This is a genomic window from Rhodanobacter sp. B05, from assembly GCF_002001085.1.
Taxonomy (GTDB): Bacteria; Pseudomonadota; Gammaproteobacteria; order Xanthomonadales; family Rhodanobacteraceae; genus Rhodanobacter.
Genome location: NZ_MUNU01000013.1, coordinates 202,535 through 222,890 on the forward strand (window position 1 = coordinate 202,535; position 20,356 = coordinate 222,890).

Genomic DNA, 20,356 nt, shown 5'->3' on the forward strand with positions numbered 1-20,356 from the left:
CCTGCCACAGCTGGCCCGTTACAGCCGGTAGGCCACCGTCTTCATCAGCATCGAGCTGAGGTGCATCAACTGCGGCAGCGGAAACGGCAGCTCGACGCCGCCGCGCTGCCGCGCGGCCTCGGCGTGGCGGATTTCGTCGGCTTGCATCGTGGCCAGCACGGCGCGTGAGCGCGCGTCCTGCACCGGCAGCTTTTCCAGATGCTCGGCCAGATGCGTTTCCACCTGGCGCTCGGTTTCGACCACGAAGCCGAGGCTGACCGGATCGCCGGCGAGCGCGGCGACGGCGCCGATCGCATAGCTGCCGGCATACCACAGTGGATTGAGCAGGCTGGGGCGGCTGTGCAGTTGCTGCAGGCGCTCGGCGCACCAGGCGAGGTGGTCGGTCTCTTCGGCGGCGGCGTGCAGCAGGTGTTCGCGGTTGTCGGCATCACGCGCCAGTGCGGCCTGACCGACATACAGCGCCTGCGCGCAGACTTCGCCGGTGTGGTTGATCCGCATCAGGCCTGCGGCATGACGACGTTCGGTCTCGTCCAGCTCTGCTTCGGCAAGGCCGGTGGCGGGCGAGCGGCGAGCGGCGATCGGTGTGCCGGCAATCGCCTCCAGCGCGCGTTCGCCACCGACGAGCAGGCGATCGAGGGTGCTCAGGGTGCGGGCGCTCATCGGGTCTCCTGTTGAAGTTGTCTGGCCAGCAAGGTCAGCGGATGCATGGTCGGCAAGGGCGGGCCTTGCGTGTCGATGCCTGCGGCCAGATGCAGGCGGCAGCCGATATTGGACGACAACAACAGTTGCGGCGCCAGCGTGGCGACTTGCCGCAGCGTCGCGTCACGCAGCCGGGCGGCGCGTTCGGGGAATTCCAGCAGATGGCTGCCGGCCGCGCCGCAGCAGTGCGGCGGTCGTGGCAGCGACGACACTTCGAGTGCCGGGATGCGCTCGAGCAACTGCAGCAGCGCCGCACCGGTTCCGGCCACGTTGATCTGGGTGCATGGCAGGTGCAGCGCCGCGCGCTGCTTCAGTGGCCGAAAGTGCAGACGCTGCGCGTGTGCGGCCAGCAGCTCGACGGGATCCACCACGCGCACGTCGGGCAGGGCGCGACGCAGCGTCCCAAGGCAGCCTGGCGTCACCGAAACCAGTTGCCCGGCGCCGCTGGTGTGCCACGCCTGGCGCACCTGCTTCGCGGCGTTTTCGGCCGCCGCCGTCGCGCCGCCGTGGAGGTCCATCGCGCCGCAGCAGAATGCGGGCAGCGCCATGACCGCGAAGCCCGCGGCCTGCAACAGCGTGACGGCCGCCTGCTGCGCCTCGGCGTCCTCGACACTGGCCACGCAACCCGGGAACAGCGCCAGCAGGGGCTGGTCGGGTCGTGCTGAATCGGCGCGGACGCGCGGCGCCGGAGCGTGGTCGGGAAGGGTGAGCAGGGCCGCCTGCCAGGTCGGGCGGCCAGCAAGTCGCCGTGCAAGCCAGGGTTTCCAGCGGGCCAGATCCAGGCGGCGGGCGATCTGGCGCAGCGTCCGCAGCCGCCGCGGCCGTGTGAGCAGGCCCAGCAGGCGCCGTGGTCGTCCCGGCATGGGTCCGATCAGGCGGCGCGTCTCGATCAGCAGTTCGCCGTACCGTACCTGCGCCGGGCACACGGTTTCGCAGTTCAGGCAGGCCAGGCAGTGATCCAGGTACGTACGCAGATCAGCGGTCGGGTCGGCTTCGCCGCGGGCCAGTGCCGCGGCGATCGCGATACGGCCCCGCGGCGACTCCGCCTCACTGCGATCCAGCGCATAGGTGGGGCATACGGGCAGGCACAAGCCGCACTGCACGCACTGGTCGGCCAGCTCGGCGATGTGTCCCGGGGACGCAGGCTGGGGGGACTTCTCAAGCGGCATGGCCTTCATGCTATCATCGCCAGCTCACAGTTCGCCGGTCGGCGGGCTTGCGCCATGGATGACGGCTCCGCTATCATCTCGCGCCTTTGTTCCATCGAAGCACGCTCTTCCATCATGCGTACCGCCTCGTGGCGGTCGACAGGTATTCGAAATGAAAACGTTCAGCGCCAATGCCGACAACGTCAAGCGCGACTGGTTCGTGGTCGACGCCACGGACAAGACTCTTGGTCGCCTGTCGACCGAGATCGCCCGTCGTCTGCGCGGCAAGCACAAGCCGGAATACACCCCGCATTGCGACACTGGCGATTATATCGTGGTGGTCAATGCGCAGAAGGTGCACGTCACCGGTGCCAAGCTGGACGACAAGAAATACCACCGCTTCACCGGCTATGTCGGCAACCTGAAGACCACCAGTCTGAAGGATCTGCTGGCGACCCACCCGGAGCGCGTGATCGAGATCGCCGTCAAGGGCATGCTGCCGAAGAACCCGCTGGGCCGCGAGATGTATCGCAAGCTCAAGGTCTACGGCGGCGCCGAACATCCGCATACCGCACAGCAGCCGCAGGCGCTGGAAATCTAAGGAATCATGATGAGCATCCAGCAGAATTACGGCACCGGCCGCCGCAAGACCTCCGCCGCACGCGTGTTCCTGCGCAAGGGCAGCGGTGCGATCGAAGTCAACGGCAAGACGCTTGAGGCATTTTTTGGTCGCGAGACCTCGTGCATGATCGTGCGCCAGCCGCTCGAGCTGACCGACAGCACCAGCAAGTTCGACATCAAGGTGACGGTCGCCGGTGGCGGCATCACCGGTCAGGCCGGCGCGATCCGCCTGGGCATTGCCCGCGCTCTGGTCGAGTACGACGAAAGCCTGAAGTCGCCGCTGCGCAAGGCCGGTTTCGTGACCCGCGACGCCCGCGAAGTCGAGCGCAAGAAGGTCGGCCTGCACAAGGCACGCCGCGCCACCCAGTTCTCGAAGCGCTAAGCTCCAGCTCTATAGCCCCGTCGCCAAGCGGTAAGGCACCTGACTCTGACTCAGGCATTCGGTGGTTCGAATCCATCCGGGGCTGCCAATCCAGATGCCGACCCCTGCAGCGATGCTCGGAGGCTCAACGCAAGATGCCCGCCCCTCGGCGGGCATCTTGCGTTGTGAGGCATGGCCGTGCGCTGGCCGGTCGGCGGTGATGGGCGTATTTGCCGGACCGCAGGGGCTGGATGGGGACAACGCGAATACGCAGGAAGTTGCGTGAAATTCCGGGAATTTGCCCTTTTTTTCCGCATTGCAGCAGCGTAAAATTCCCGTTTTACCTCCCGTGAAATCTCGATGACGCCTGCTACTGACGATCACGTCGGGCATGTCGACGTGCGCACAGTCGGCAGCACCGATGCGCTGCCGATAGCTCCCGCGCTTGGGCTGTCCCTGGACGCGGCGCGCATGCCGCGCAAGTCCACCCTGGTCAACCACCGCATCCTGCTGATCAGCGTCCTGGCGGTGGTGCTTGGTGTCGCGGCGGCCTACGTTGCGCAACTGCTCATGCTGATGATCAACCTGATCACCGACCTGTGTTTCTACGGTCGCGTATCGGATGTCATCGGACCCACGGCGCGCAGCGGTTCGTTCGTGCTGTCGCCGGCCGACAACCATCTTGGCGCGTGGGTCATCCTGATCCCCGCCATCGGCGGTCTGCTCGCCGGGATCATGGCGCGCTGGGGTTCGCGTGCCATCCAGGGGCACGGCATTCCCGAGGCGATGGAACAGATCCTCACCAACGAATCCAACATCCCCGCGCGCATCACCTGGCTGAAGCCGGTCTCCTCCGCGTTCGCGATCGGCACCGGTGGTCCGTTCGGTGCCGAGGGCCCGATCATCTCCACCGGCGGCGCGTTGGGTTCGCTGATCGGCCAGCTCCTGCGCGTCACCGCGAACGAGCGCAAGGTGCTGCTGGCGGCCGGTGCGGCAGCAGGCATGGCGGCGGTGTTCGGCGCGCCGGTCGCGTCGCTGGTGCTCGCCGTGGAACTGCTGTTGTTCGAACTGCGTCCGCGCTCGTTGATTCCGGTGGCACTGGCCACGGTAACGGCGGTCGGCGTGCGTTACGCCACCTATGGCGCCGCGCCGGTGTTCCCGATGCCCGAAGTGCTGCAGTCCGGTGGCTTGGCGCTGATCAGCTTTGTCGTGATCGGTGGCCTCGTGGGTTTCGCCTCGGTGGGGGTGACCAAGGCGGTGTACGGCGTCGAGGATTTGTTCGAGAAGCTGCCGATCCACTGGATGTGGTGGCCCGTCATCGGCGCGCTGGTGGCCGGCGTGGTGGGCTGGATCGAGCCACGCACGCTGGGCGTGGGTTACGACAACATCGACGCGCTGGTGCAGGGACATTGGGGCCTCGCCATGCTGCTTAGTTTCGGTGCGCTGAAATTCATTTCGTGGGTGATCGCGCTGGGTAGCGGGACGTCCGGCGGCACGCTGGCGCCGCTGTTCATGATCGGTGGCTCGCTCGGTGCCGTGCTTAGCATCGGCCTGAACCATCTGCTGCCAGGCTTCCACATCGATCCACGCATCGCTGCGTTGGTGGGCATGGCGGCTATTTTCGCCGGCTCCTCGCGCGCGCTCCTGACGGCCGTGGTGTTCGCCTTTGAAACCACTCGCCAACCGGCATGCCTGCTACCGCTTCTTGGTGGTTGCACCGCGGCCTACCTGATCTCGGCCCTGATCATGCGCAACACGATCATGACCGAGAAAATCGCCCGTCGCGGTGTGCGCGTCCCGTCGGAATACGCGGCCGATTACCTGGAACAAGTGAGCGTGGGTACGGTGTGTTCACGCGATGTGGCGACCTTGCAAACGACCCAGACACTGGCGGAAGTGCGGCGTTGGCTAGCCGAGGAATCTGCCGATACCCAGCATCGAAGCTATCCTGTCATCGACGAACAGGGGCACGTGAAAGGCATGCTGCCCCGACGTACCCTGCTCGACCCGCAATGGCATTACACGTTGGCGCTGGGTGAGTTGCTGACGGGAGCACCGGTTGCAGTCAATGAAAACCATTCGCTGCGTGATGCCGCCGATCACATGGTCGCCGAAAGCGTCGGGCGGCTGCTGGTGGTCAGCAAGGACGATCCGCGCAAGCTGGTGGGTATCGTCACCCGCGGCGACATCCTCACATCCCACACCCAGCGTTTGCGCGAGGCGCGTTTCAAGGGTCGGCACATCAAATTGGGCAAGTCGAGCAAGGCAATGTCGTCGATTTGATTACGGACAGGCGTGTTCCTCGCGCCGCCCGCTGTTGAAATGCAAAACGGCCCTTGCGGGCCGTTTTGCTGAGCACGGCTGGCTCGTTGGATTTACATCTCGCGCCCGCCAACCAGCACCACGTCGGCCGGCCGGCGCGCGAACAGGCCGACGGTGACGATGCCGGGCAGCTGATTGAGTTCGCTCTCCAGCGCGGCCGGATCGGCGATCAGCCAGTTATGCACGTCGATGATCCAGTTGCCGTTGTCGGTGACCACGCCATCGCGCCACACCGGGTTGCCGCCCAGCTTGACGATCTCGCGGCCGACCAGGCTGCGTGCCATCGGGATCACCTCGATCGGCACCGGGAACCTGCCAAGCAGGTCGACCCGCTTGCTGGAGTCGATGATGCAGACGAACTTCTCGCTCGCCGCCGCCACGATCTTCTCGCGCGTCAGCGCGGCGCCGCCGCCCTTGATCAGGCGCCGGTGCGGATCGCACTCGTCGGCGCCGTCGATGTAGATCGTCAGCGGGCCGGCGCTGTTGAGGTCGAGCACCGGAATGCCCAGGCGCTTCAATTGCGCGGTGGATTGTTCCGAGCTGGACACCGCGCCCTGGATGCGATCCTTCAGGTCGGCCAGCGCGTCGATGAAGAAGGCCACGGTGGAGCCGGTGCCCACGCCCACGATGGCGCCGTCCTCGACGTAGCGGATCGCGGCTTCGCCGGCGAGTTTCTTTTCGTTTGCTTGGCTCATGCGACGCATTCCGTGGAAGTGGGTGGTTTCGGATTTTCTCCCTCTCCCCCGAGTGCGCTCGGGGAGAGGGCTTCAATCATTCCAGCGCGAGAATATATTTCCATTCGGTGGCAGCCACCGGCATCACCGACAGCCGGTTGCCCTTGCGCAGCAACAGCATTTCATCCAGCGCCTCGTGACTCTTGAGTTCGTCCAGCGTGATCGTGCGCTTGAGTTTCTTCACGAACTTCACGTCGACCAGCATCCAGCGCGGCTCCTCGCGCTTGCTGGTCGGATCGAAATACTTGCTCCTGGCATCGAACTGGCTGGGATCGGGGTACGCGTCGGAGGCGACCTCGGCGATGCCGACGATGCCGGGCTCGGCGCAGTTGGAGTGATAGAAGAACACCTGATCGCCGGGGCGCATGCTGTCGCGCATGAAGTTGCGCGCCTGGTAGTTGCGCACGCCGTCCCACGCTTCCCGCTTCTTGCGCTTGAGATCGTCGATCGAGAATGCCTCGGGCTCGGATTTCATCAGCCAGTGCTTCATGCGTTTACCCCAGGGTTGCAGTCGATCAGTTCGTGCTCGGTGGCGATGAAGTCGAGCGGGACATCCCAGCCTTCTTCGTCGACCTCGGGCAATTCCTGAAAGGTGTAGGCGATGCCGACCAGCAACGGCTCGGTCGGCCGCACCTGCTCGTTGAGAAAGGCGAAGCTGCGGTCGTAGTAGCCACCGCCGTGGCCGAGCCGGTTGCCGCGACGGTCGAAGCCGAGCAGCGGCACGAACACCAGGTCGAGCTGGAACGGTTCCAGCAGTTCATCCTGCGCGACCGGCTCGGGGATGCCGTAGCGGTTCGGCTGCACGTCCTCACCGGATTGCCATGGCGCAAAGCGCAGGCGCTTGCCCTTGCCGATCACCGGCAGCAGGAATTGCTGGCCGCGTGCCGCCAGTGGCGGAATCACCAGGTTCAGCGGCAGCTCGCCGTGGCTGGCCCAGTAGCCGGCCACGCGCGCGTCGGTGAGGTATTCGGGCAACTGCTCAAGGCTGCGGCGCAGGCCTTGCGCGGCGCTCATGCGTTCGGGCGGGGTGAGGGCGCGGCGCTGGTCGGCCAGGCGCTGGCGAAGCTCGTGTCGTTGGGCGGCGGCGTCCACGTTTCGAGCGTCTCCATCGAAAAGTCGCCCCGTTCATCGCGGGACGAACGGGGCGGATAGAAGTGGCGTCAACCGCGATGCCGCTGCCCACCAAACGACCTTGATCCAAGATGGATCAGGTGGGAGAGCTACATGGTCTCGAGGCTTTCCGCACGTGGCGGACATGCACAACAACCGATGTGAAGCCGACCCGGGGCCGTATTTAGGAACAAGGCAAATGTAAGAGTGTGCTGGCGCACATCGCAGTAAACGCCGAGGCCGATTTTAGGCGCTTGCCCGGAAATGTGCCACCGCCGCGTTGGGTGGCTTCGGCCTTTCGGTCGATCGCACCAATCATGCCAGGGGATCCGTTTCGGGTCGCGGGCGTGAATGACACGACATGCACGACATCCTTCCGGTACGCACGAGGTATCGTGGCTGTTTCAGTGGGCGGTGGCCGACGGCTGTACTGGCGCCACGCCGCCGTGAGCGATGGCGCCCGATGGCGTCGACGTCGCGATCGGCATCAGCTTTCCCAGCTTGCCGCTCATGCGCAACTGGTCGACGCTGGCCATGGCGTCGTCGAGTTGCTTGAGGTCGCTGCCTTCCTCCGGGGGAGGCGCGCCCGGTGCCGAGGTCAGCACGGCAAGCTGCGGGCCGACCAACTGAGTCAGGGCGAAGTACGGATCGTCGTGGATGCCCGCCTGTGCCAGCAACTGGCCCGGCAGCAGCCATGCAGCGCTATCTTCGTGCTGCGGCTCGCCCTGGCCGTGCGGATCGACCAGCAGCCAGGTGCCGGCTTGGCTCAGCATGTCGCCGCCGTCGACAAAGCCGGTGATGTGGTAACTGTTGGTCAGTGCCGGCAGATGGTCGCCGTAGAACAGCACCAGGCTGGGCCGCTGGCGCTGGGCCAGCCATGTCACCAGGCGGCCGAGTTCGGCGTCGGCATGCTTGAGGTGGTACAGGTAGGTCTGCAGTTCCAGCTTGTCGCGACCGGTGATGCCGTCGGGCACCGGGATCGCATTGCGCTCGGTGGTGTTCGCCGGCTCCACGTCATAAGGGCCGTGTGCCTCGATGCTGATGGCGAAGATGAATTGCGGCGGGCCGACGTCCTTCAGCTGGCTCATGATCTCGTCGGTCATCGCGCTGTCGGCCATGTACTTGCCGTCGTTCGCTGCGTTGGCGGGGAAGCTGGATTGCGAAACGAAGCGGTCGAATCCGATCGCCTTGAACGCGGTGGTGCGGTTCCAGAACGACGGATCGTTGCCGTGCAGGGCGAGCGTGCTGTAGCCGTGCGCCTTCAGTGTGCGGACCAGGCTGGGCAGCGATTTGTGACTCATCTGCAGGTAGGGGAACTGCAGGTTGTCGAAGTAGCGCAACGACAGGCCGGTGAGCACCTCGAACTCGGTGCGGATGGTGCCGCCGCCGAAGGTGGGCACGTGCAGTTTGCCGCTGATGCCATGGGCAGCCAGCCGGCGCAGGTTCGGCGCGAAGTCGCTGTGTTCGTAGCCACGCATGATGGCGGGATCGAAAAACGATTCGCTCTGGATCACCACGATGTCCGGCAGGCCGCTGGCCGGCGCAGCCTGCTGCATCGTCTGCAGCAGCGCAGGGGCGGACCGGGCGATGAGCTGCGTGGCGGCGGCGCGATCAGGCTTGCGATGGCCACCGCCGTATTGCAGGTGGAACAACATCAGCGAGCTGACCAGGCCGGAATGGTTGGTGGTGACGCTGGCCGACCACGGCTCCAGCCACAGCACCCTTCTGTTGTAGATCTTCCCCCACGGGGAAAGGCCGGCGAGCATGCTGAGGAGCAGGGCCGCGAACACACCACCGGCGAGCAGCCGCTTGCCCCGCGTGCGGCGCGGAAACAGCGGCGGTTCCAGCCGCCAGGCCGCCACGATCAGGATCAGCGCGGCCAGCATGGCCAGATACGGCCACGGGCTGTGCGGCAGGTAGCCGGACAGCAGGTGCATGCCGCCCTTGCGCAGCTGGCCGATCATGCGGAAGTCGTCCGGCAGCAGTGGCGTGCCCAGGTTGGCTACCTTGAGCCGGTTCACGCCGTAGATCAGCCCTTCGAACGCGAAAGCCAGCCCGAACGAGAGCAGCGCACGTCGGCTCCACGCCAGCAGCACGCCGGCCAGCAGCAATCCGGGCAGTGCATTGGCGAGCGGGAAGCGTGGCTGCACCAGCAGTTGCCTGGCCGTCACGCCGATGCCGCCATCGATCAGCCCGGTCAGCAGCAAGAAAACCAGCGCCAGCAGCAGCACCAGCGCGATGCGCACAGTCAGCGGGCGCCAGCCACCACTAGTGTCGGGGAGTTTCAGGGACATGCCGATCCTGCACTTGCCGCCATGGGTCGATCCTCAAATGTAGTCAGGCCTGGATGAACGGCAAGTAGGCGCCAGACGGCGAGTCTCGAACCTGCGCGCGGTTTAAGCAACGCACCATCAACGCACCGGCACGGCTTCGGTTCACCCGGCAGTCGGCAGCGCGGACGCACTGCGGCACAATGGCCGGATGGCCCTGCCCGAATCCGCCACGCTGCGCGCGCTGATCGACGACCGCTACCGCGAACTGGTGGCGCGTTGCCGTGCCGCCGGCGTGCCGCTGCATGACGATGCCGGCGTGGCCGAACGGATCCGCCGCACCTTGCTGGCCAGCGATTTCGCGTTCGATGTGTGGTGCCGCCAGCCGCAACTGCTGGCGCCGGCCGGGCTGGAGCGATTGCGCTCCGGGGCCGATGCCGGTGCGCGCATCGACGCCCTGAAACTGCCGCAAGACGAGGCCGGCTGCATGGCGGCGCTGCGCCGCTTCCGTCATGCCGAGGCGTTGCGGCTGGTGTTTCGCGACGTCAATGGACTGGACGAGCTGCCGGAAACCCTCTCGGCCACCAGCGTGCTGTACGAGTCGCTGCTGGCCAGGGCGCTGGACTGGGCCACCGATGCGATGGCCACGCGCTATGGCCACAGTCGTGGCATGGATGGCGCGCTGCAGCGGCTGCTGGTGATCGGTTTCGGCAAACTCGGCGGCAGCGAGCTCAATTTTTCTTCCGACATCGACCTGGTATTCGCCTATCCGCAAGGCGGCCAGAGCGATGGCACGCGCGTGCTCGACAACAGCGAATATTTCGTGCGACTCGGTCGCCAGCTGGTGCGGCTGCTGAACGAGCCGACCATGGATGGCATCTGTGCCCGCGTCGACATGCGCCTGCGCCCGTTCGGCAACGCCGGCCGACTGGCGCTGTCGTTCGCCGCGATGGAGCAGTACTACCAGAGCGAGGGGCGCGACTGGGAGCGCTACGCCTGGATCAAGGCGCGCCCGGTGGCAGGCGACCAGGCGGCTGGCAAGCAGCTGCAGGATCTGCTGCGCCCGTTCGTCTACCGCAAGTATCTCGATTACACCGCCTTCGCCGGACTGCGCGAGATGAAGGCGCTGATCGATGCCGAAGTGGCGCGCAAGGATCTGGCCGACAACCTCAAGCTCGGCCCCGGCGGCATCCGCGAGATCGAATTCGTCGTGCAGCTGGTGCAGCTGATCCGCGGCGGCCGCGAGCCGTCGCTGCGCGTGCGCGGCCTGCTGCCGGCGCTCGCCGCCTGCGAGGCGCGCGGGCACATCGGCGCCCAGCGCGCGCGGCGCCTGCGTGAGGCGTATGCCTTGCTGCGCCGGGTCGAGAACCGCGTGCAGATGCTTCGCGACGCGCAGACCCACGATATTCCGGACGATGCGCTCAGCCGCGAACGCATCGCGCTGAGTCTGGATCATCCGGACTGGGACATGTTGAACCAGGCACTTGCCGCGCATCGCGCGACCGTCAGCGAGGAATTCGCCGCGGTGCTGATGCCGGAGCAAGGCCGGGCGGTCAGCGCGCCTGCCGCGGACGTGCGCTTGTGGGAGCTGGCCTGCGACGAGGCGCTCGACGTGGCCACCCTGGAGGCATCCGGTTTCGTGCCCGCGGCGGAGTTGGTCGATGCCTTGCTGAAGCTGCCGCAAGCCGCGGCCGTGCGCGCGATGTCCGCGCGCTCGCGCGAGCGGCTGGACCGGCTGGTGCCGCGACTGCTGGGCGCGGCGCGCGCCACCCCGGCGCCGGTGCCGAGTCTGCTGCGGCTGTGCCGCCTGATGCAGGCCGTGGCGCGACGTTCCTCCTACCTGGCCTTGCTGGACGAGCAACCCGCTGCACGTCGACGCCTGGTGCGCCTGTTCGCCGACAGTGCCTTCCTGGCCGAGCGCGTGATCGCGCAACCATTGCTGCTGGACGACGTGCTCGATCCGCGCATCGACCAGTTGCCGTTCCGGCGCGCCGACATTGCGGCCGAGATCGCGCGCGTGCTGGGCACGCTGGACGAGCGCGACGCCGAAGCCGAACTGGAGCGGATCACCGAGTTCAGGTCATCCACGGCGTTCCGGCTCGGGCTCGCTTTCAACGACGGTCGCGTCGATGCGGTGGCCACTTCACGCCGCCTGGCCGCACTGGCCGAGTCGGTGGTGGGTGCGGTGCTGGCGCTGGCCGAACGCGACCTGATTGCACGGCACGGGCGGCTGCCCGGCGCGGGTTCCGGCTTCGCCGTGCTCGGCTACGGCAGCCTCGGCGGCGAAGAGCTTGGCTTCGCCTCCGATCTGGATCTGGTCTTTGTCTACGACGGTCAGCGTGCACAGGCGATCAGCGACGGCGCGCGGCCACTGGACGGTTTTCGCTTTTATCAGCGGCTGGCCCAGCGGGTGATGAACTGGCTGACCGTGCTGACCCGCGCCGGCCGCTTGTACGAAGTCGACACGCGCCTGCGGCCGGACGGCTCCAAGGGCCTGCTGGTCAGCAGTGTCGATGCATTCGTTGCCTATCAGCAGAGCCGCGCCTGGACGTGGGAGCACCAGGCCTTGCTGCGCGCCCGCCCGGTGGCCGGTGATCCGGTGCTCAACCGGAATTTGTCGGACGTGCGCCGGACCATTCTCTCCGGCGCGCGCGAACATGCCACCGTGCTGGCCGAGGTCAGCAGCATGCGCCGGCGCTGGCGCGCCGAGCGCGACCGCTCCGATCCCGGCCAGTTTGATCTGAAGCAGGGGCAGGGCGGTCTGCTCGATATCGAGTTTGCGCTGCAGGGACTGGCGCTGGCGCATGCGGCGCGTCATCCCGGCCTGCTCGGGGTCACCGCCAATGCCGGCTTGATCGAGGCATGTCGCAGCGCCGGCCTGCTCGACGACCGGCAGGCCGCAACCCTGGCCACCGCCCATGCCGATCTGCTGCAGCGCGCATTGGCCTGCACGCTTGACCTGCGTTCCCGGATCGCGCCTCGCGACGAATCATTGGAACAATTGTGCGATCAGGTACGCGCGATCACCGAAGCGCTGGGCCTCAGGTTTGCCCCCGGCGACGGCCCGGCCGCGTCATCGGGCTGAACCAGCCGCGCTGACACCTGTCCGGCGGCGCTTGAACGGAACCATGCCGGCAGGCAAGATCGGACGAAGTCGGGGGACGGGGCGGTAGCAGCGGGATGACTTACCACACGACAAGGAAGGGTTCGGCACGCGCCATGCTCGAGGTGGTGCTCGGGTTGATGGCGTGCCTGCTGGCGGTGCCGGCGGCTGTCGCGATGAATCCGCAGCAGCCCTTTCACTCCTATGCTCTCGATCACTGGAGTGTCGAAGAAGGCCTGCCGCAGATCACCGTCCTCGACATGACCGAGGATCGGGCCGGGTTTCTCTGGGTCAATACCCAGGCCGCGGTGGCCCGTTTCGACGGTGCGCGCTTTGTCACGTATGACCGGGCCGCCACCGGTGTCGACACCAGCATGCTCGCCGTGGCGTGGGCCGATCCAAAGGGCGGAGTCTGGTTCGGCGGTGCCCATGGCCTGTTGCACGAACACGATGGCCGTTTCACCCTGCTGGGCGGCGCCGCGGTCAACGCGATCATCGATGCGGGCGACGGCACGCCCCTGCTGGCCACCTCGGACGGCTTGAAGCGCGTGCAGGACGGCAGGATCGTCGCGCTGGACGGCTATGCCGGGCCGGCTTTCAGCCTACTGCGTGATGGCAGGATGCTGTGGATCGGCGGTATCGGGCGCGTTTGCCGCCGTGATGGCAGCGTCCAGTCTGCGCCGATGACCTGCATCGATGCCAGCCAGGCGCAGCACCAGCGCATGGTTGTCAGACACCTGGCCAGACAGGGTAGCCAGGTGTGGCTGGGCACCCAGGCCGGGTTGATGCGGGTGGGTGGCGATCAGCTTGCGCCAGCCGGATTGGGCGACGGATTGCGAGCCGTGTCGATCGAGAGCCTGCTCACCGACCGCCATGGCGTGCTGTGGATCGGTACCGTGGATGCGTTGTATCGATACTTGCCGGATGGCCGACTGGAACGGGTGGCCGACGAGGACATCACGCAACGTCCGTGGGTGCGGGCGCTGTTCGAGGATCGCGGCGGCAGCTTGTGGCTGGGCACGCACACGCACGGCCTGTACCGGGTCTGGAATGGCTGGACGCGGCGCGTGTCGACGCGCGACGGGGTGGTCGACCCGCTGGTGTGGAGCGTGCTGCGGGCGCCGGACGGAGCGATCGTGTTCGGTACCAATTCCGACGTGGAGGTCTTCGATGGCAAGAGCGTACGCACGCTGATCCCGGGAAGTGCGTTGCCCGACCCGTCGGCGTATGAGCTGTATTACGACCGGGAAAACCGGCTGTGGGTGGGTACGCGCGCGGGTATCGCCGTGTTCGACCAGGGCCGCGACGTTACCCCGAAGGCCTTGTCCGCGCTGAGCAGCTGGCGCATCGACGACATCCGCGAAGTCGCTGCCGGTGATTTCTGGATCGGCACGTCCGGCGGCTTGTACCGCTGGCGCCAGGGTACCTTGAGTCGTGCGGATCCGGATGCCTCGACGGCCGCCGCCATCATCCGCTCGATCCTGCCGCTGGCGCTGGATCACCTGTACCTGGGGACCGAGGATGGCGTGCGCGAACTGCGCGATGGCAAGTTGACGGAGCCGTCGTGGGCGAAACCGCTGCGCGGGCACTTCGTGACCCGCGTGGCCATGTTGAAACCCGGTCTGCTCGGGGTGGCCACCAGCGATGCCGGCATCGGCGTCGTGGAGAACGGGCGCCTGCGCATGACCAGCCAGGCGGATGGCCTGCCCAGCGACAACGTCTGGACCTTCGACGTGCTGGGCGAGGCGCTCTATGCCAGTTCGGCGGCGGGCGCATGGCGACTGCCGCTCGCCCAGCTGCCCGTGCCGGGGTCGCCCGCGCGCGCCGTCTCGCCGCAACGGCTTGCCGGTGAGCAACGCGCCACCAGCGTGAACGGCCAGCGTTGCTGCAACGGCGGCGCCAGTGCGCGCAGCGCGATCGATGGTGATGTCATCTGGTACAGCACTACCGATGGCATCGTTGGGGTCGATACGCGCGCCCTCGGCGCCCTGCCGACGGCTCCGCCGGCCACCGTGGTCGCTGTCGAGCACGATGGCAAATCGTTCTTCGGGCGTTCGTTCGAGCTGGACCAGGGCACGCGCGACCTGACCGTCCATTACACCGCGCCCTACCTGCGCATCGGCACCGTGCGGTTTCGTTACCAGCTGGAAGGTTACGACACCGGTTGGCAGAACGCGGACCTGCGGCGCGAGGCTTTCTACACCCATCTGCCGGCGGGGGACTATCGTTTTCGCGTCGCCGCCACCCTGCCGGGCGCCACCGGGTACGGGACCGAGGCAAGCGTCGTCATCCGGATCCTGCCGCGCTGGTATGAGCGCGTTGTCGTGCGTGCCGCAGGACTGGTGCTGCTGTGCCTGCTGCTCTTCCTGCTGGTTCGCTGGAGCATGCGCAGGCAGCGTCGGCGCAATGCGTGGCTGGAGGCGCAGGTCGAGCAGCGCACCGGGGAACTCTCGCGGGCGCTCGAACGCCTGCGCGTCACCAACCTCGCGCTGGCCGAGGAGAGCCATACCGATACCCTCACCGCGCTGCACAACCGGCGTTACCTGATGGCGCAGTTGCCAGCGGTATTGTCAGGCGATGCCTGCATCGGCGTGTTGCAGATCGATATCGATCATTTCAAGCACATCAACGATGAGTACGGCCATGCGGTAGGCGATTCGGTGCTGCGCGAGCTGGGCAGCGAACTGGCGGCGTTGCGGCGCGACAGCGACGTCACCGTGCGTTGGGGTGGCGAGGAATTTCTGCTGCTGCTGCAGGATGTCGATGCGCCCGGTGTGCTGGTCATTGCCGAACGGCTGCGTTGCGACATCGCGGCAAGAACCTTCAGGGATGGTCGCGGCGGCGTGATCCGGCTTACCTGCTCGATCGGTTTCAGCATGCATCCCCTGGCCACCCGGGTCGACAGGGCAACTTTCGATGCAGCGCTCGAATTGGCCGACCTTGCGCTGTACAAGGCCAAGCACCTCGGGCGCAACCAGTGCATGGGGCTGCTGGCCAGTGCACCGCTGTCGGCCGACGTTCTGCGGACCCCGTTTGCGCCGCAGCTGGATGCTTTGCTGGCCTCGGGCCAGCTGCAGTGGATGCGGGCGGGTTCGTGAGTCGTCCGGGAGCATTCCGCAGGAGAGGGCGACGTCAAGATCGCGTTATCGATCCACGGTACTCCGGGTTGTCGCAGCAAGTATCCTGGCGCGAACCAGGCTGGCGATTTGCGCGGTTTCCCGCAAGCGAGTCTGCGCAGCGAGGAGCGGCGAGTCGATATCGTGCAGCAGGCCCGCTTCCCGCAGTGCCTGATGGAAGCGCAGGATTTTTTCGGGCAGCGGTGCGTTCACGAACGTCAGCACCGGGCAGCCGACGGCGCAGGCCTCGGACAGCATGTTCACCGAGTCGGGCGTGACTACCAGGCGATCGGCCCAGCCGAGCACGCCCGGGTATGGGTTGGGGCCGTCGTCGCGACCAGTCCAGAGCAGGCCGGGAACACCCTTGAGCAAGGGACGAAAGGTCTCGATCAGGACTGCGGGCGTTCGCCGCGAAGTCAGCACCAGCAGGCTGCCACCCTCGTTGCGCTGGCGTTCGAGCAGATGCCCGGCCAGGTCGCGGGCGTAGTCGGCATCCAGCGCGATGCCGTGACGTGTGCCTCCGAGCAGTACGCCAACGCGTGGCCGTGGCAGTCCGTCGAATTCGGGGCAGGCGTCGCGGCCGTCGGCCAGCCATTCACTGTCCACCGGATTCAGCGATCCGAGCGGTCGCAGCACGTTGCCGCCTTCGAGGCCGTCGTGTCGTGGCGCAATCACGGTGTCCCACAACCCGGGATCGAGGCGCGGATCAAGGATCTGCACGGTATGGCAGCGACCTGCCGACAATGGGCGCAGCATGCGGGTGAACAGGGCAGCGGCGCGACCGCAGCCGATCGCCACTGCCGGCCACGGTGGCGCAAACCATGCCCGCTGGCTGGCGGGCAGGGCGAGTTGCCCGCCCAGGGTCAGCCGTGGCGCCAGCCATGACCACGGGGCCCGCGGTTCCAGCAGCAGGTGGCGGCTTGGCATCTGCAGCTGTTCGGCCAGCGCCAGCGCCTGGCGCTGGTTGCCCGCCGAGGCGTCGGTGATCACCCAGCATTCGCCACGCGGGGTCAGCATGGGCAAGCGTGTCGCGAGATTGTTTCGCCAGTCAACACACTGCGTTCCCTCACCTTGACGCCCGTGCGCCGGCGCCCGCTATACACTGGCACAACGTGAAGTCGATGTCGGTACAAGATTTGCGCAGGATACCGATGAACGACATGTGTTGCGGTGCCCGCGGCTCCACTCGCCGGCGCCCGCGATTCTTTCGCCCGGGCAGCGGCCGAGGTTGGGCGGCGCCCGGTGTTTCCATCCCCCCAGAGATCCCGCCATGTCCCCATTGAAATATCTCGCCCTTGCCGCCCTGCTGTCCGCCGCGACGTCGGTGCAGGCCGTACCGGTGACCTACAAGCTCGATCCCAACCACACCATGGTGCTGTTCAGCTGGAACCACTTCGGCTACTCCAATCCCACCGCCGACATCGGCCTGGGCGAGGGTACGGTGGTGTTCGACGAGCAGCATCCGGCGCAGTCCAGTGTCGAGATCACCTTGCCGCTGGCAAAACTCGACACGCACGTGCCGGCGCTGGACGAGCACCTGAAGAAGCCGGACTTTTTCGATGCCGCGAAATATCCGGTGATCACGTTCAAGAGCCGCAAGGTGCAGCCGCTGGGCGACCACCATTTCAAGGTCACCGGCGATCTCAGCGTGCATGGCGTGACCCGCAGCGTCGTGCTGGATGCCACCCTCAACAAGATCGGCCCGCACCCGATGAACAAGGCGCAGTCGATCGGCTTCGATGCCACGGCAACGTTGAAGCGCTCGGATTTTGGCGTCGGTGCCTATGTGCCGAAGGTCAGCGACGAGGTGCATGTCCGCATCACCACCGAAGGCTCGGTGCCCAAGGCGGATGCCGCGCAATAGATGCCGCAAAAAACCGCGCCGATAGCGGCGCGGTTTTCATCGGCTTGAAAGGTTGTCCGACCGCGTTATTCGGATTTCACGCCGGCTTCTTTCATTGACTCCAGCTTGCCCAGGTCAATGCTGCCCACCGCCTGCTTCAACACATCGATGCTGTCGGCGTTGCCGTTGGCCTTGACCGTGAAGCGCTTGCCGACGATCACGCTGTATTCGCCGGATTTGGACTGGCTGTCCCATTCCTCATGCACCAGGTTGCCACCGGCGCTGTAGGTCTTCTCGTAGCCGTGGTCGGTCTGCTTCTCCTCTTCCGGCGCCATCGCGGCAGCCATCGCGATGAAGCCCTTGGCACCGCCGGTATCGGCGACTTCCAGGGTGATTCTCTGGTTGTCGGTGCCGGCGTATTCGGCGCTGGCCTGGGACACTTGCATGCCCATGGCGCCGTTGCGCTCGGCCGAGATGCTGGTGCGCTTGAGGCTGCCCAGGCTGTCCGGCAGGAACGCCTTGATCTGGTCGGGCGCCAATGCCTCGACCGGACCGTTGCTGCCCGACATCGCGCCCATCATCTTGCCCATCGCCGCCGATTGTGCGGCGCTATCGCCCGACTTCTGCGCCGCCTCCATGTCCTTGCTGGCCTGGTCGGCCTTCTGGCCCATCGCCGCAAGCTTGGCCAGGGTGCTGTTGCCGTCGATGGTCACGCTGTCGCCGGTGCTGCTGGTGACCTGCATGCCACTGAGCGCCGCCCCGCCCATGGCTCCGACGAACAGAAGGCCGACGATCAGGCTGATCACCCAGCCGAGCACGATCGCGATGATCACGCTCACCGCGGTATAGCCGGCTGCCTTTTCCGGCGGACACTTCATGGTATGCGGCAGGCCCAGGTACAGCAGATAGATGCTGTAGATGCCACCGGCAAGCAGGATCAGGAGGCCGAGCCAGGGCACGATCACCCCGATGCCGGCGATCCATGCCGCGGTCCATGAATAGGCGACAGTCTTCAGCGCCTGCACCAGGTTTGCCTGTGCGCCGAAGGTCCCGGCCAGTGCATTGATGATCCATGCCATCACATAGACCAGCACCAGCGACAGGATGTAGCTCAGGATCATCCGACCGATGCCGACGCCGATGGAACTGCGTACGGTGACACCCAGGAAGCTGGTTCCAATCAGGCTGCCCTTGATGAACTGGGCAATCACCGGCAATGCCGCCACGATCGCGATATAGCCGGTATAGAGGCCACTGACCGTGGCCGGCTCGGCCGCCGCGACGGGCCACTCGGTCTGGGGTGTGCTCAGGATGTTTTTTGCGCGTGCAATGATGTTTGCGGAATCCATGGTCTGTTCCTCGATCGGGTGCCGTGAATCCGGCGCAAGGCGCCGGGCCGTGGATGATTTCCTCGTTGCATGAGTTGCATGACAAGCCGTGCGTCAACGCGTCGGCCGAACCTGATGGCGATTTCCCCTTGCCCGGCTCAGCTCCCCCGACAGCGGCCGCCAGCCTGCTACCATTTGCAGCCTGCTGTCCAGTCCGGAGTCCGCCGATGTCGTCCCCTCTAGCCGCGACGGTGCCCCTGGTGCCGGCAAATGCCGAAAATCGTTACGAAGTGACGCGGGGCGACCTGCCGCTGTCCTGCCCGATGCCCGGCATGGCACTGTGGAATTCGCATCCCAAGGTGTACCTGCCGATCGTCGACGATGGCGGCGAATCAACCTGCGCCTACTGTGGCGCGCGTTACGTCTTGCGCGACTGAGCGCGGGAGCGCCGCGGAGGTCAGTGGTGGCACTTTTTTTGCTTTATCTTTGCCATGAAAGCCGCCAGTCCTGAGCTCATGTCCAGCATCGCCGTGCCCACCAAGCTGCTGACCGTGATCCAGCTGATCCCCGCGCTGCATTCCGGTGGCGCGGAGCGTTCGGCGCTGGAGATCGCCAGGGCGCTGGTACAGGCCGGGCATCGCTCGGTGGTGATTTCGGGCGGTGGCCGCCTGGTCGGGCAGCTGCTGGCCGAGGGCAGCGAGCACATCACGCTGGATCTGGGGAGCAAGTCGTTGCGCACGCTCGGCCGGATCGGCGCGTTGCGTCGGGTGCTGCGCGAGCTCAAGCCCGACATCGTGCATGCCCGCTCACGGCTGCCGGCGTGGATCGGCTGGGGGGCACTGAAGGGCATCCGGCCGCGGCCGCATTTCGTCACCACGGTGCACGGCTTCAATTCGCCGGGACGCTACAGTTCGATCATGCTGCGCGGCGAACGCGTCGTGGTGGTTTCGCAGACCCTGCGCGATTACGTGCTGAGCCACTACCGCTGGCTGGAGCCGTCCCGGGTGCGGGTGATTCCGCGCGGCATCGACCCGGAAGCATTCCCCTACGGACATCGGCCGGACGACGCCTGGCAGAAAGCGTTCTTCGCCGAGTTCCCCGCATTGAACGGCGCGCCGCTGCTGACCATGCCCGCACGCGGCACGCGGCTGAAGGGTCATCACGATGCGATCGAGCTGCTGGCGGACCTCAAGCGCCGCGGCATCGAGGCGCGCCTGCTGCTGCTTGGCGTGATCGAGCCAGGTCGGGAAGCCTACGTGGCCGAGCTGCAGGAGCTGATCCGGCTGCGCGGCGTCACCTCGCAGGTCGTGTTGTCGCCGCCGCGCGACGACATTCGCGACATCTACGCGGTCTCGGCGCTGGTGCTGCAGCTGTCGACCAGGCCCGAGTCGTTCGGACGCACCGTGGTCGAGGCGCTGTCGCTGTGCCGGCCGGTACTGGGCTATGCCCACGGCGGCGTCGGCGAGTTGCTGGCCGAACTGTACCCCGCTGGCCGGGTACCACTGGGCGATCGCGAGCGGCTGGTGGAGCGCGCCGCCGAATTGTTGCGCGTAGCACCGCCCATCGCGCCACTGCAGAGTTACCGCCTGAGCGACATGCAGCAGACAACACTGGCGCTTTACGAGGAAGTCAGCCAGCTGCAGGAGTGAGCGGGTGTTCGCGCAGCTCGTCGGGGCTCGCGCTCGCCTACAATGCGGCAAC

The 20,356-nt window shown here is 66.4% G+C and carries 16 protein-coding genes, 1 tRNA gene and 1 other RNA gene; 9 read left to right on the forward strand and 9 right to left on the reverse strand.

Features of this window, described 5'->3' with window-relative positions; translation table 11 throughout:
• Window positions 1–18 precede the first annotated feature (18 nt).
• Both coq7 and B0E47_RS07240 read right to left on the reverse strand, forming a co-directional pair.
• Window positions 19–660 carry a 2-polyprenyl-3-methyl-6-methoxy-1,4-benzoquinone monooxygenase gene (coq7, locus tag B0E47_RS07235; protein ID WP_077513341.1) on the reverse strand — a complete coding sequence of 214 codons (642 nt, stop codon included), beginning with the start codon at window positions 658–660 and terminating at the stop codon, window positions 19–21.
• The gene (locus B0E47_RS07240) at window positions 657–1,868 is read right to left on the reverse strand and encodes a (Fe-S)-binding protein (protein ID WP_139351382.1); all 1,212 of its coding nucleotides are present in this window, start codon (window positions 1,866–1,868) and stop codon (window positions 657–659) included. The genes coq7 and B0E47_RS07240 overlap by 4 nt, the downstream gene beginning before the upstream one ends.
• A gap of 151 nt (window positions 1,869–2,019) precedes the next feature.
• On the opposite strand from B0E47_RS07240, the gene rplM reads away from it, so the two are divergent.
• From rplM to B0E47_RS07260, 4 genes are all read left to right on the forward strand, one after another.
• Complete coding sequence (rplM, locus tag B0E47_RS07245; protein WP_077513343.1) at window positions 2,020–2,448, forward strand: 50S ribosomal protein L13; 429 nt, start codon at window positions 2,020–2,022, stop codon at window positions 2,446–2,448.
• A 9-nt stretch (window positions 2,449–2,457) separates the two neighbouring features.
• Window positions 2,458–2,850, forward strand: coding sequence for a 30S ribosomal protein S9 (gene rpsI, locus B0E47_RS07250; RefSeq protein ID WP_077513344.1), 393 nt, complete (start codon window positions 2,458–2,460; stop codon window positions 2,848–2,850).
• A gap of 13 nt (window positions 2,851–2,863) precedes the next feature.
• Window positions 2,864–2,938, forward strand: a tRNA-Gln gene (locus B0E47_RS07255).
• 251 nt (window positions 2,939–3,189) lie between these two features.
• Window positions 3,190–5,112 carry a chloride channel protein gene (locus B0E47_RS07260; RefSeq protein ID WP_077513345.1) on the forward strand — a complete coding sequence of 641 codons (1,923 nt, stop codon included), beginning with the start codon at window positions 3,190–3,192 and terminating at the stop codon, window positions 5,110–5,112.
• A gap of 92 nt (window positions 5,113–5,204) precedes the next feature.
• On the opposite strand, the gene rpiA is transcribed toward B0E47_RS07260, so the two are convergent.
• From rpiA to B0E47_RS07285, 5 genes are all read right to left on the reverse strand, one after another.
• A complete protein-coding gene (gene rpiA / locus B0E47_RS07265; RefSeq protein WP_077513346.1) occupies window positions 5,205–5,846 on the reverse strand; it encodes a ribose-5-phosphate isomerase RpiA in 642 nt (213 codons plus the stop codon).
• A gap of 76 nt (window positions 5,847–5,922) precedes the next feature.
• Window positions 5,923–6,375, reverse strand: a complete 453-nt coding sequence (locus B0E47_RS07270) for an EVE domain-containing protein (RefSeq protein WP_077513347.1) — start codon at window positions 6,373–6,375, stop codon at window positions 5,923–5,925.
• The gene (locus B0E47_RS07275) at window positions 6,372–6,977 is read right to left on the reverse strand and encodes a 5-formyltetrahydrofolate cyclo-ligase (protein ID WP_077513348.1); all 606 of its coding nucleotides are present in this window, start codon (window positions 6,975–6,977) and stop codon (window positions 6,372–6,374) included. The genes B0E47_RS07270 and B0E47_RS07275 overlap by 4 nt, the downstream gene beginning before the upstream one ends.
• Window positions 6,978–7,042: 65 nt before the next feature.
• Window positions 7,043–7,229, reverse strand: a non-coding RNA gene (gene ssrS / locus B0E47_RS07280) — 6S RNA.
• 170 nt (window positions 7,230–7,399) lie between these two features.
• Window positions 7,400–9,289 carry an LTA synthase family protein gene (locus B0E47_RS07285; protein ID WP_077513349.1) on the reverse strand — a complete coding sequence of 630 codons (1,890 nt, stop codon included), beginning with the start codon at window positions 9,287–9,289 and terminating at the stop codon, window positions 7,400–7,402.
• Between the two features lie 187 nt (window positions 9,290–9,476).
• On the opposite strand from B0E47_RS07285, the gene glnE reads away from it, so the two are divergent.
• A complete protein-coding gene (gene glnE / locus B0E47_RS07290) occupies window positions 9,477–12,350 on the forward strand; it encodes a bifunctional [glutamate--ammonia ligase]-adenylyl-L-tyrosine phosphorylase/[glutamate--ammonia-ligase] adenylyltransferase (protein WP_077513350.1) in 2,874 nt (957 codons plus the stop codon).
• A gap of 95 nt (window positions 12,351–12,445) precedes the next feature.
• On the forward strand, window positions 12,446–15,466 hold the full coding sequence (locus B0E47_RS07295; protein WP_077513351.1) for a ligand-binding sensor domain-containing diguanylate cyclase: 3,021 nt from the start codon (window positions 12,446–12,448) through the stop codon (window positions 15,464–15,466).
• Window positions 15,467–15,511: 45 nt separating this feature from the next.
• Here the strand turns inward: B0E47_RS07295 and B0E47_RS07300 are convergent, their stop codons facing one another.
• Window positions 15,512–16,501: a mitochondrial fission ELM1 family protein gene (locus tag B0E47_RS07300; protein ID WP_077513352.1), complete on the reverse strand. Its 990-nt coding sequence runs from the start codon at window positions 16,499–16,501 to the stop codon at window positions 15,512–15,514.
• A gap of 253 nt (window positions 16,502–16,754) precedes the next feature.
• Here B0E47_RS07300 and B0E47_RS07305 point away from each other — a divergent pair, with 253 nt between their 5' ends.
• A complete protein-coding gene (locus B0E47_RS07305) occupies window positions 16,755–17,348 on the forward strand; it encodes a YceI family protein (RefSeq protein ID WP_077513353.1) in 594 nt (197 codons plus the stop codon).
• 65 nt (window positions 17,349–17,413) lie between these two features.
• On the opposite strand, the gene B0E47_RS07310 is transcribed toward B0E47_RS07305, so the two are convergent.
• A complete protein-coding gene (locus B0E47_RS07310) occupies window positions 17,414–18,676 on the reverse strand; it encodes a Yip1 family protein (RefSeq protein ID WP_077513354.1) in 1,263 nt (420 codons plus the stop codon).
• Between the two features lie 206 nt (window positions 18,677–18,882).
• On the opposite strand from B0E47_RS07310, the gene B0E47_RS07315 reads away from it, so the two are divergent.
• Both B0E47_RS07315 and B0E47_RS07320 read left to right on the forward strand, forming a co-directional pair.
• On the forward strand, window positions 18,883–19,092 hold the full coding sequence (locus B0E47_RS07315; protein ID WP_077513355.1) for a zinc-finger domain-containing protein: 210 nt from the start codon (window positions 18,883–18,885) through the stop codon (window positions 19,090–19,092).
• Between the two features lie 78 nt (window positions 19,093–19,170).
• Window positions 19,171–20,304 carry a glycosyltransferase gene (locus B0E47_RS07320; RefSeq protein WP_077513356.1) on the forward strand — a complete coding sequence of 378 codons (1,134 nt, stop codon included), beginning with the start codon at window positions 19,171–19,173 and terminating at the stop codon, window positions 20,302–20,304.
• Window positions 20,305–20,356 lie beyond the last annotated feature (52 nt).

What these genes read in the sequence shown, in the direction of transcription:
- coq7 (WP_077513341.1), bottom strand. Translation starts at nt 660, where the DNA reads ATGAGCGCCCGCACCCTGAGCACCCTCGATCGCCTGCTCGTCGGTGGC.
- B0E47_RS07240 (WP_139351382.1), bottom strand. Translation starts at nt 1,868, where the DNA reads ATGCCGCTTGAGAAGTCCCCCCAGCCTGCGTCCCCGGGACACATCGCC.
- rplM (WP_077513343.1), top strand. Translation starts at nt 2,020, where the DNA reads ATGAAAACGTTCAGCGCCAATGCCGACAACGTCAAGCGCGACTGGTTC.
- rpsI (WP_077513344.1), top strand. Translation starts at nt 2,458, where the DNA reads ATGAGCATCCAGCAGAATTACGGCACCGGCCGCCGCAAGACCTCCGCC.
- B0E47_RS07260 (WP_077513345.1), top strand. Translation starts at nt 3,190, where the DNA reads ATGACGCCTGCTACTGACGATCACGTCGGGCATGTCGACGTGCGCACA.
- rpiA (WP_077513346.1), bottom strand. Translation starts at nt 5,846, where the DNA reads ATGAGCCAAGCAAACGAAAAGAAACTCGCCGGCGAAGCCGCGATCCGC.
- B0E47_RS07270 (WP_077513347.1), bottom strand. Translation starts at nt 6,375, where the DNA reads ATGAAGCACTGGCTGATGAAATCCGAGCCCGAGGCATTCTCGATCGAC.
- B0E47_RS07285 (WP_077513349.1), bottom strand. Translation starts at nt 9,289, where the DNA reads ATGTCCCTGAAACTCCCCGACACTAGTGGTGGCTGGCGCCCGCTGACT.
- glnE (WP_077513350.1), top strand. Translation starts at nt 9,477, where the DNA reads ATGGCCCTGCCCGAATCCGCCACGCTGCGCGCGCTGATCGACGACCGC.
- B0E47_RS07295 (WP_077513351.1), top strand. Translation starts at nt 12,446, where the DNA reads ATGACTTACCACACGACAAGGAAGGGTTCGGCACGCGCCATGCTCGAG.
- B0E47_RS07300 (WP_077513352.1), bottom strand. Translation starts at nt 16,501, where the DNA reads ATGCTGACCCCGCGTGGCGAATGCTGGGTGATCACCGACGCCTCGGCG.
- B0E47_RS07305 (WP_077513353.1), top strand. Translation starts at nt 16,755, where the DNA reads ATGTCCCCATTGAAATATCTCGCCCTTGCCGCCCTGCTGTCCGCCGCG.
- B0E47_RS07310 (WP_077513354.1), bottom strand. Translation starts at nt 18,676, where the DNA reads ATGGATTCCGCAAACATCATTGCACGCGCAAAAAACATCCTGAGCACA.
- B0E47_RS07315 (WP_077513355.1), top strand. Translation starts at nt 18,883, where the DNA reads ATGTCGTCCCCTCTAGCCGCGACGGTGCCCCTGGTGCCGGCAAATGCC.
- B0E47_RS07320 (WP_077513356.1), top strand. Translation starts at nt 19,171, where the DNA reads ATGTCCAGCATCGCCGTGCCCACCAAGCTGCTGACCGTGATCCAGCTG.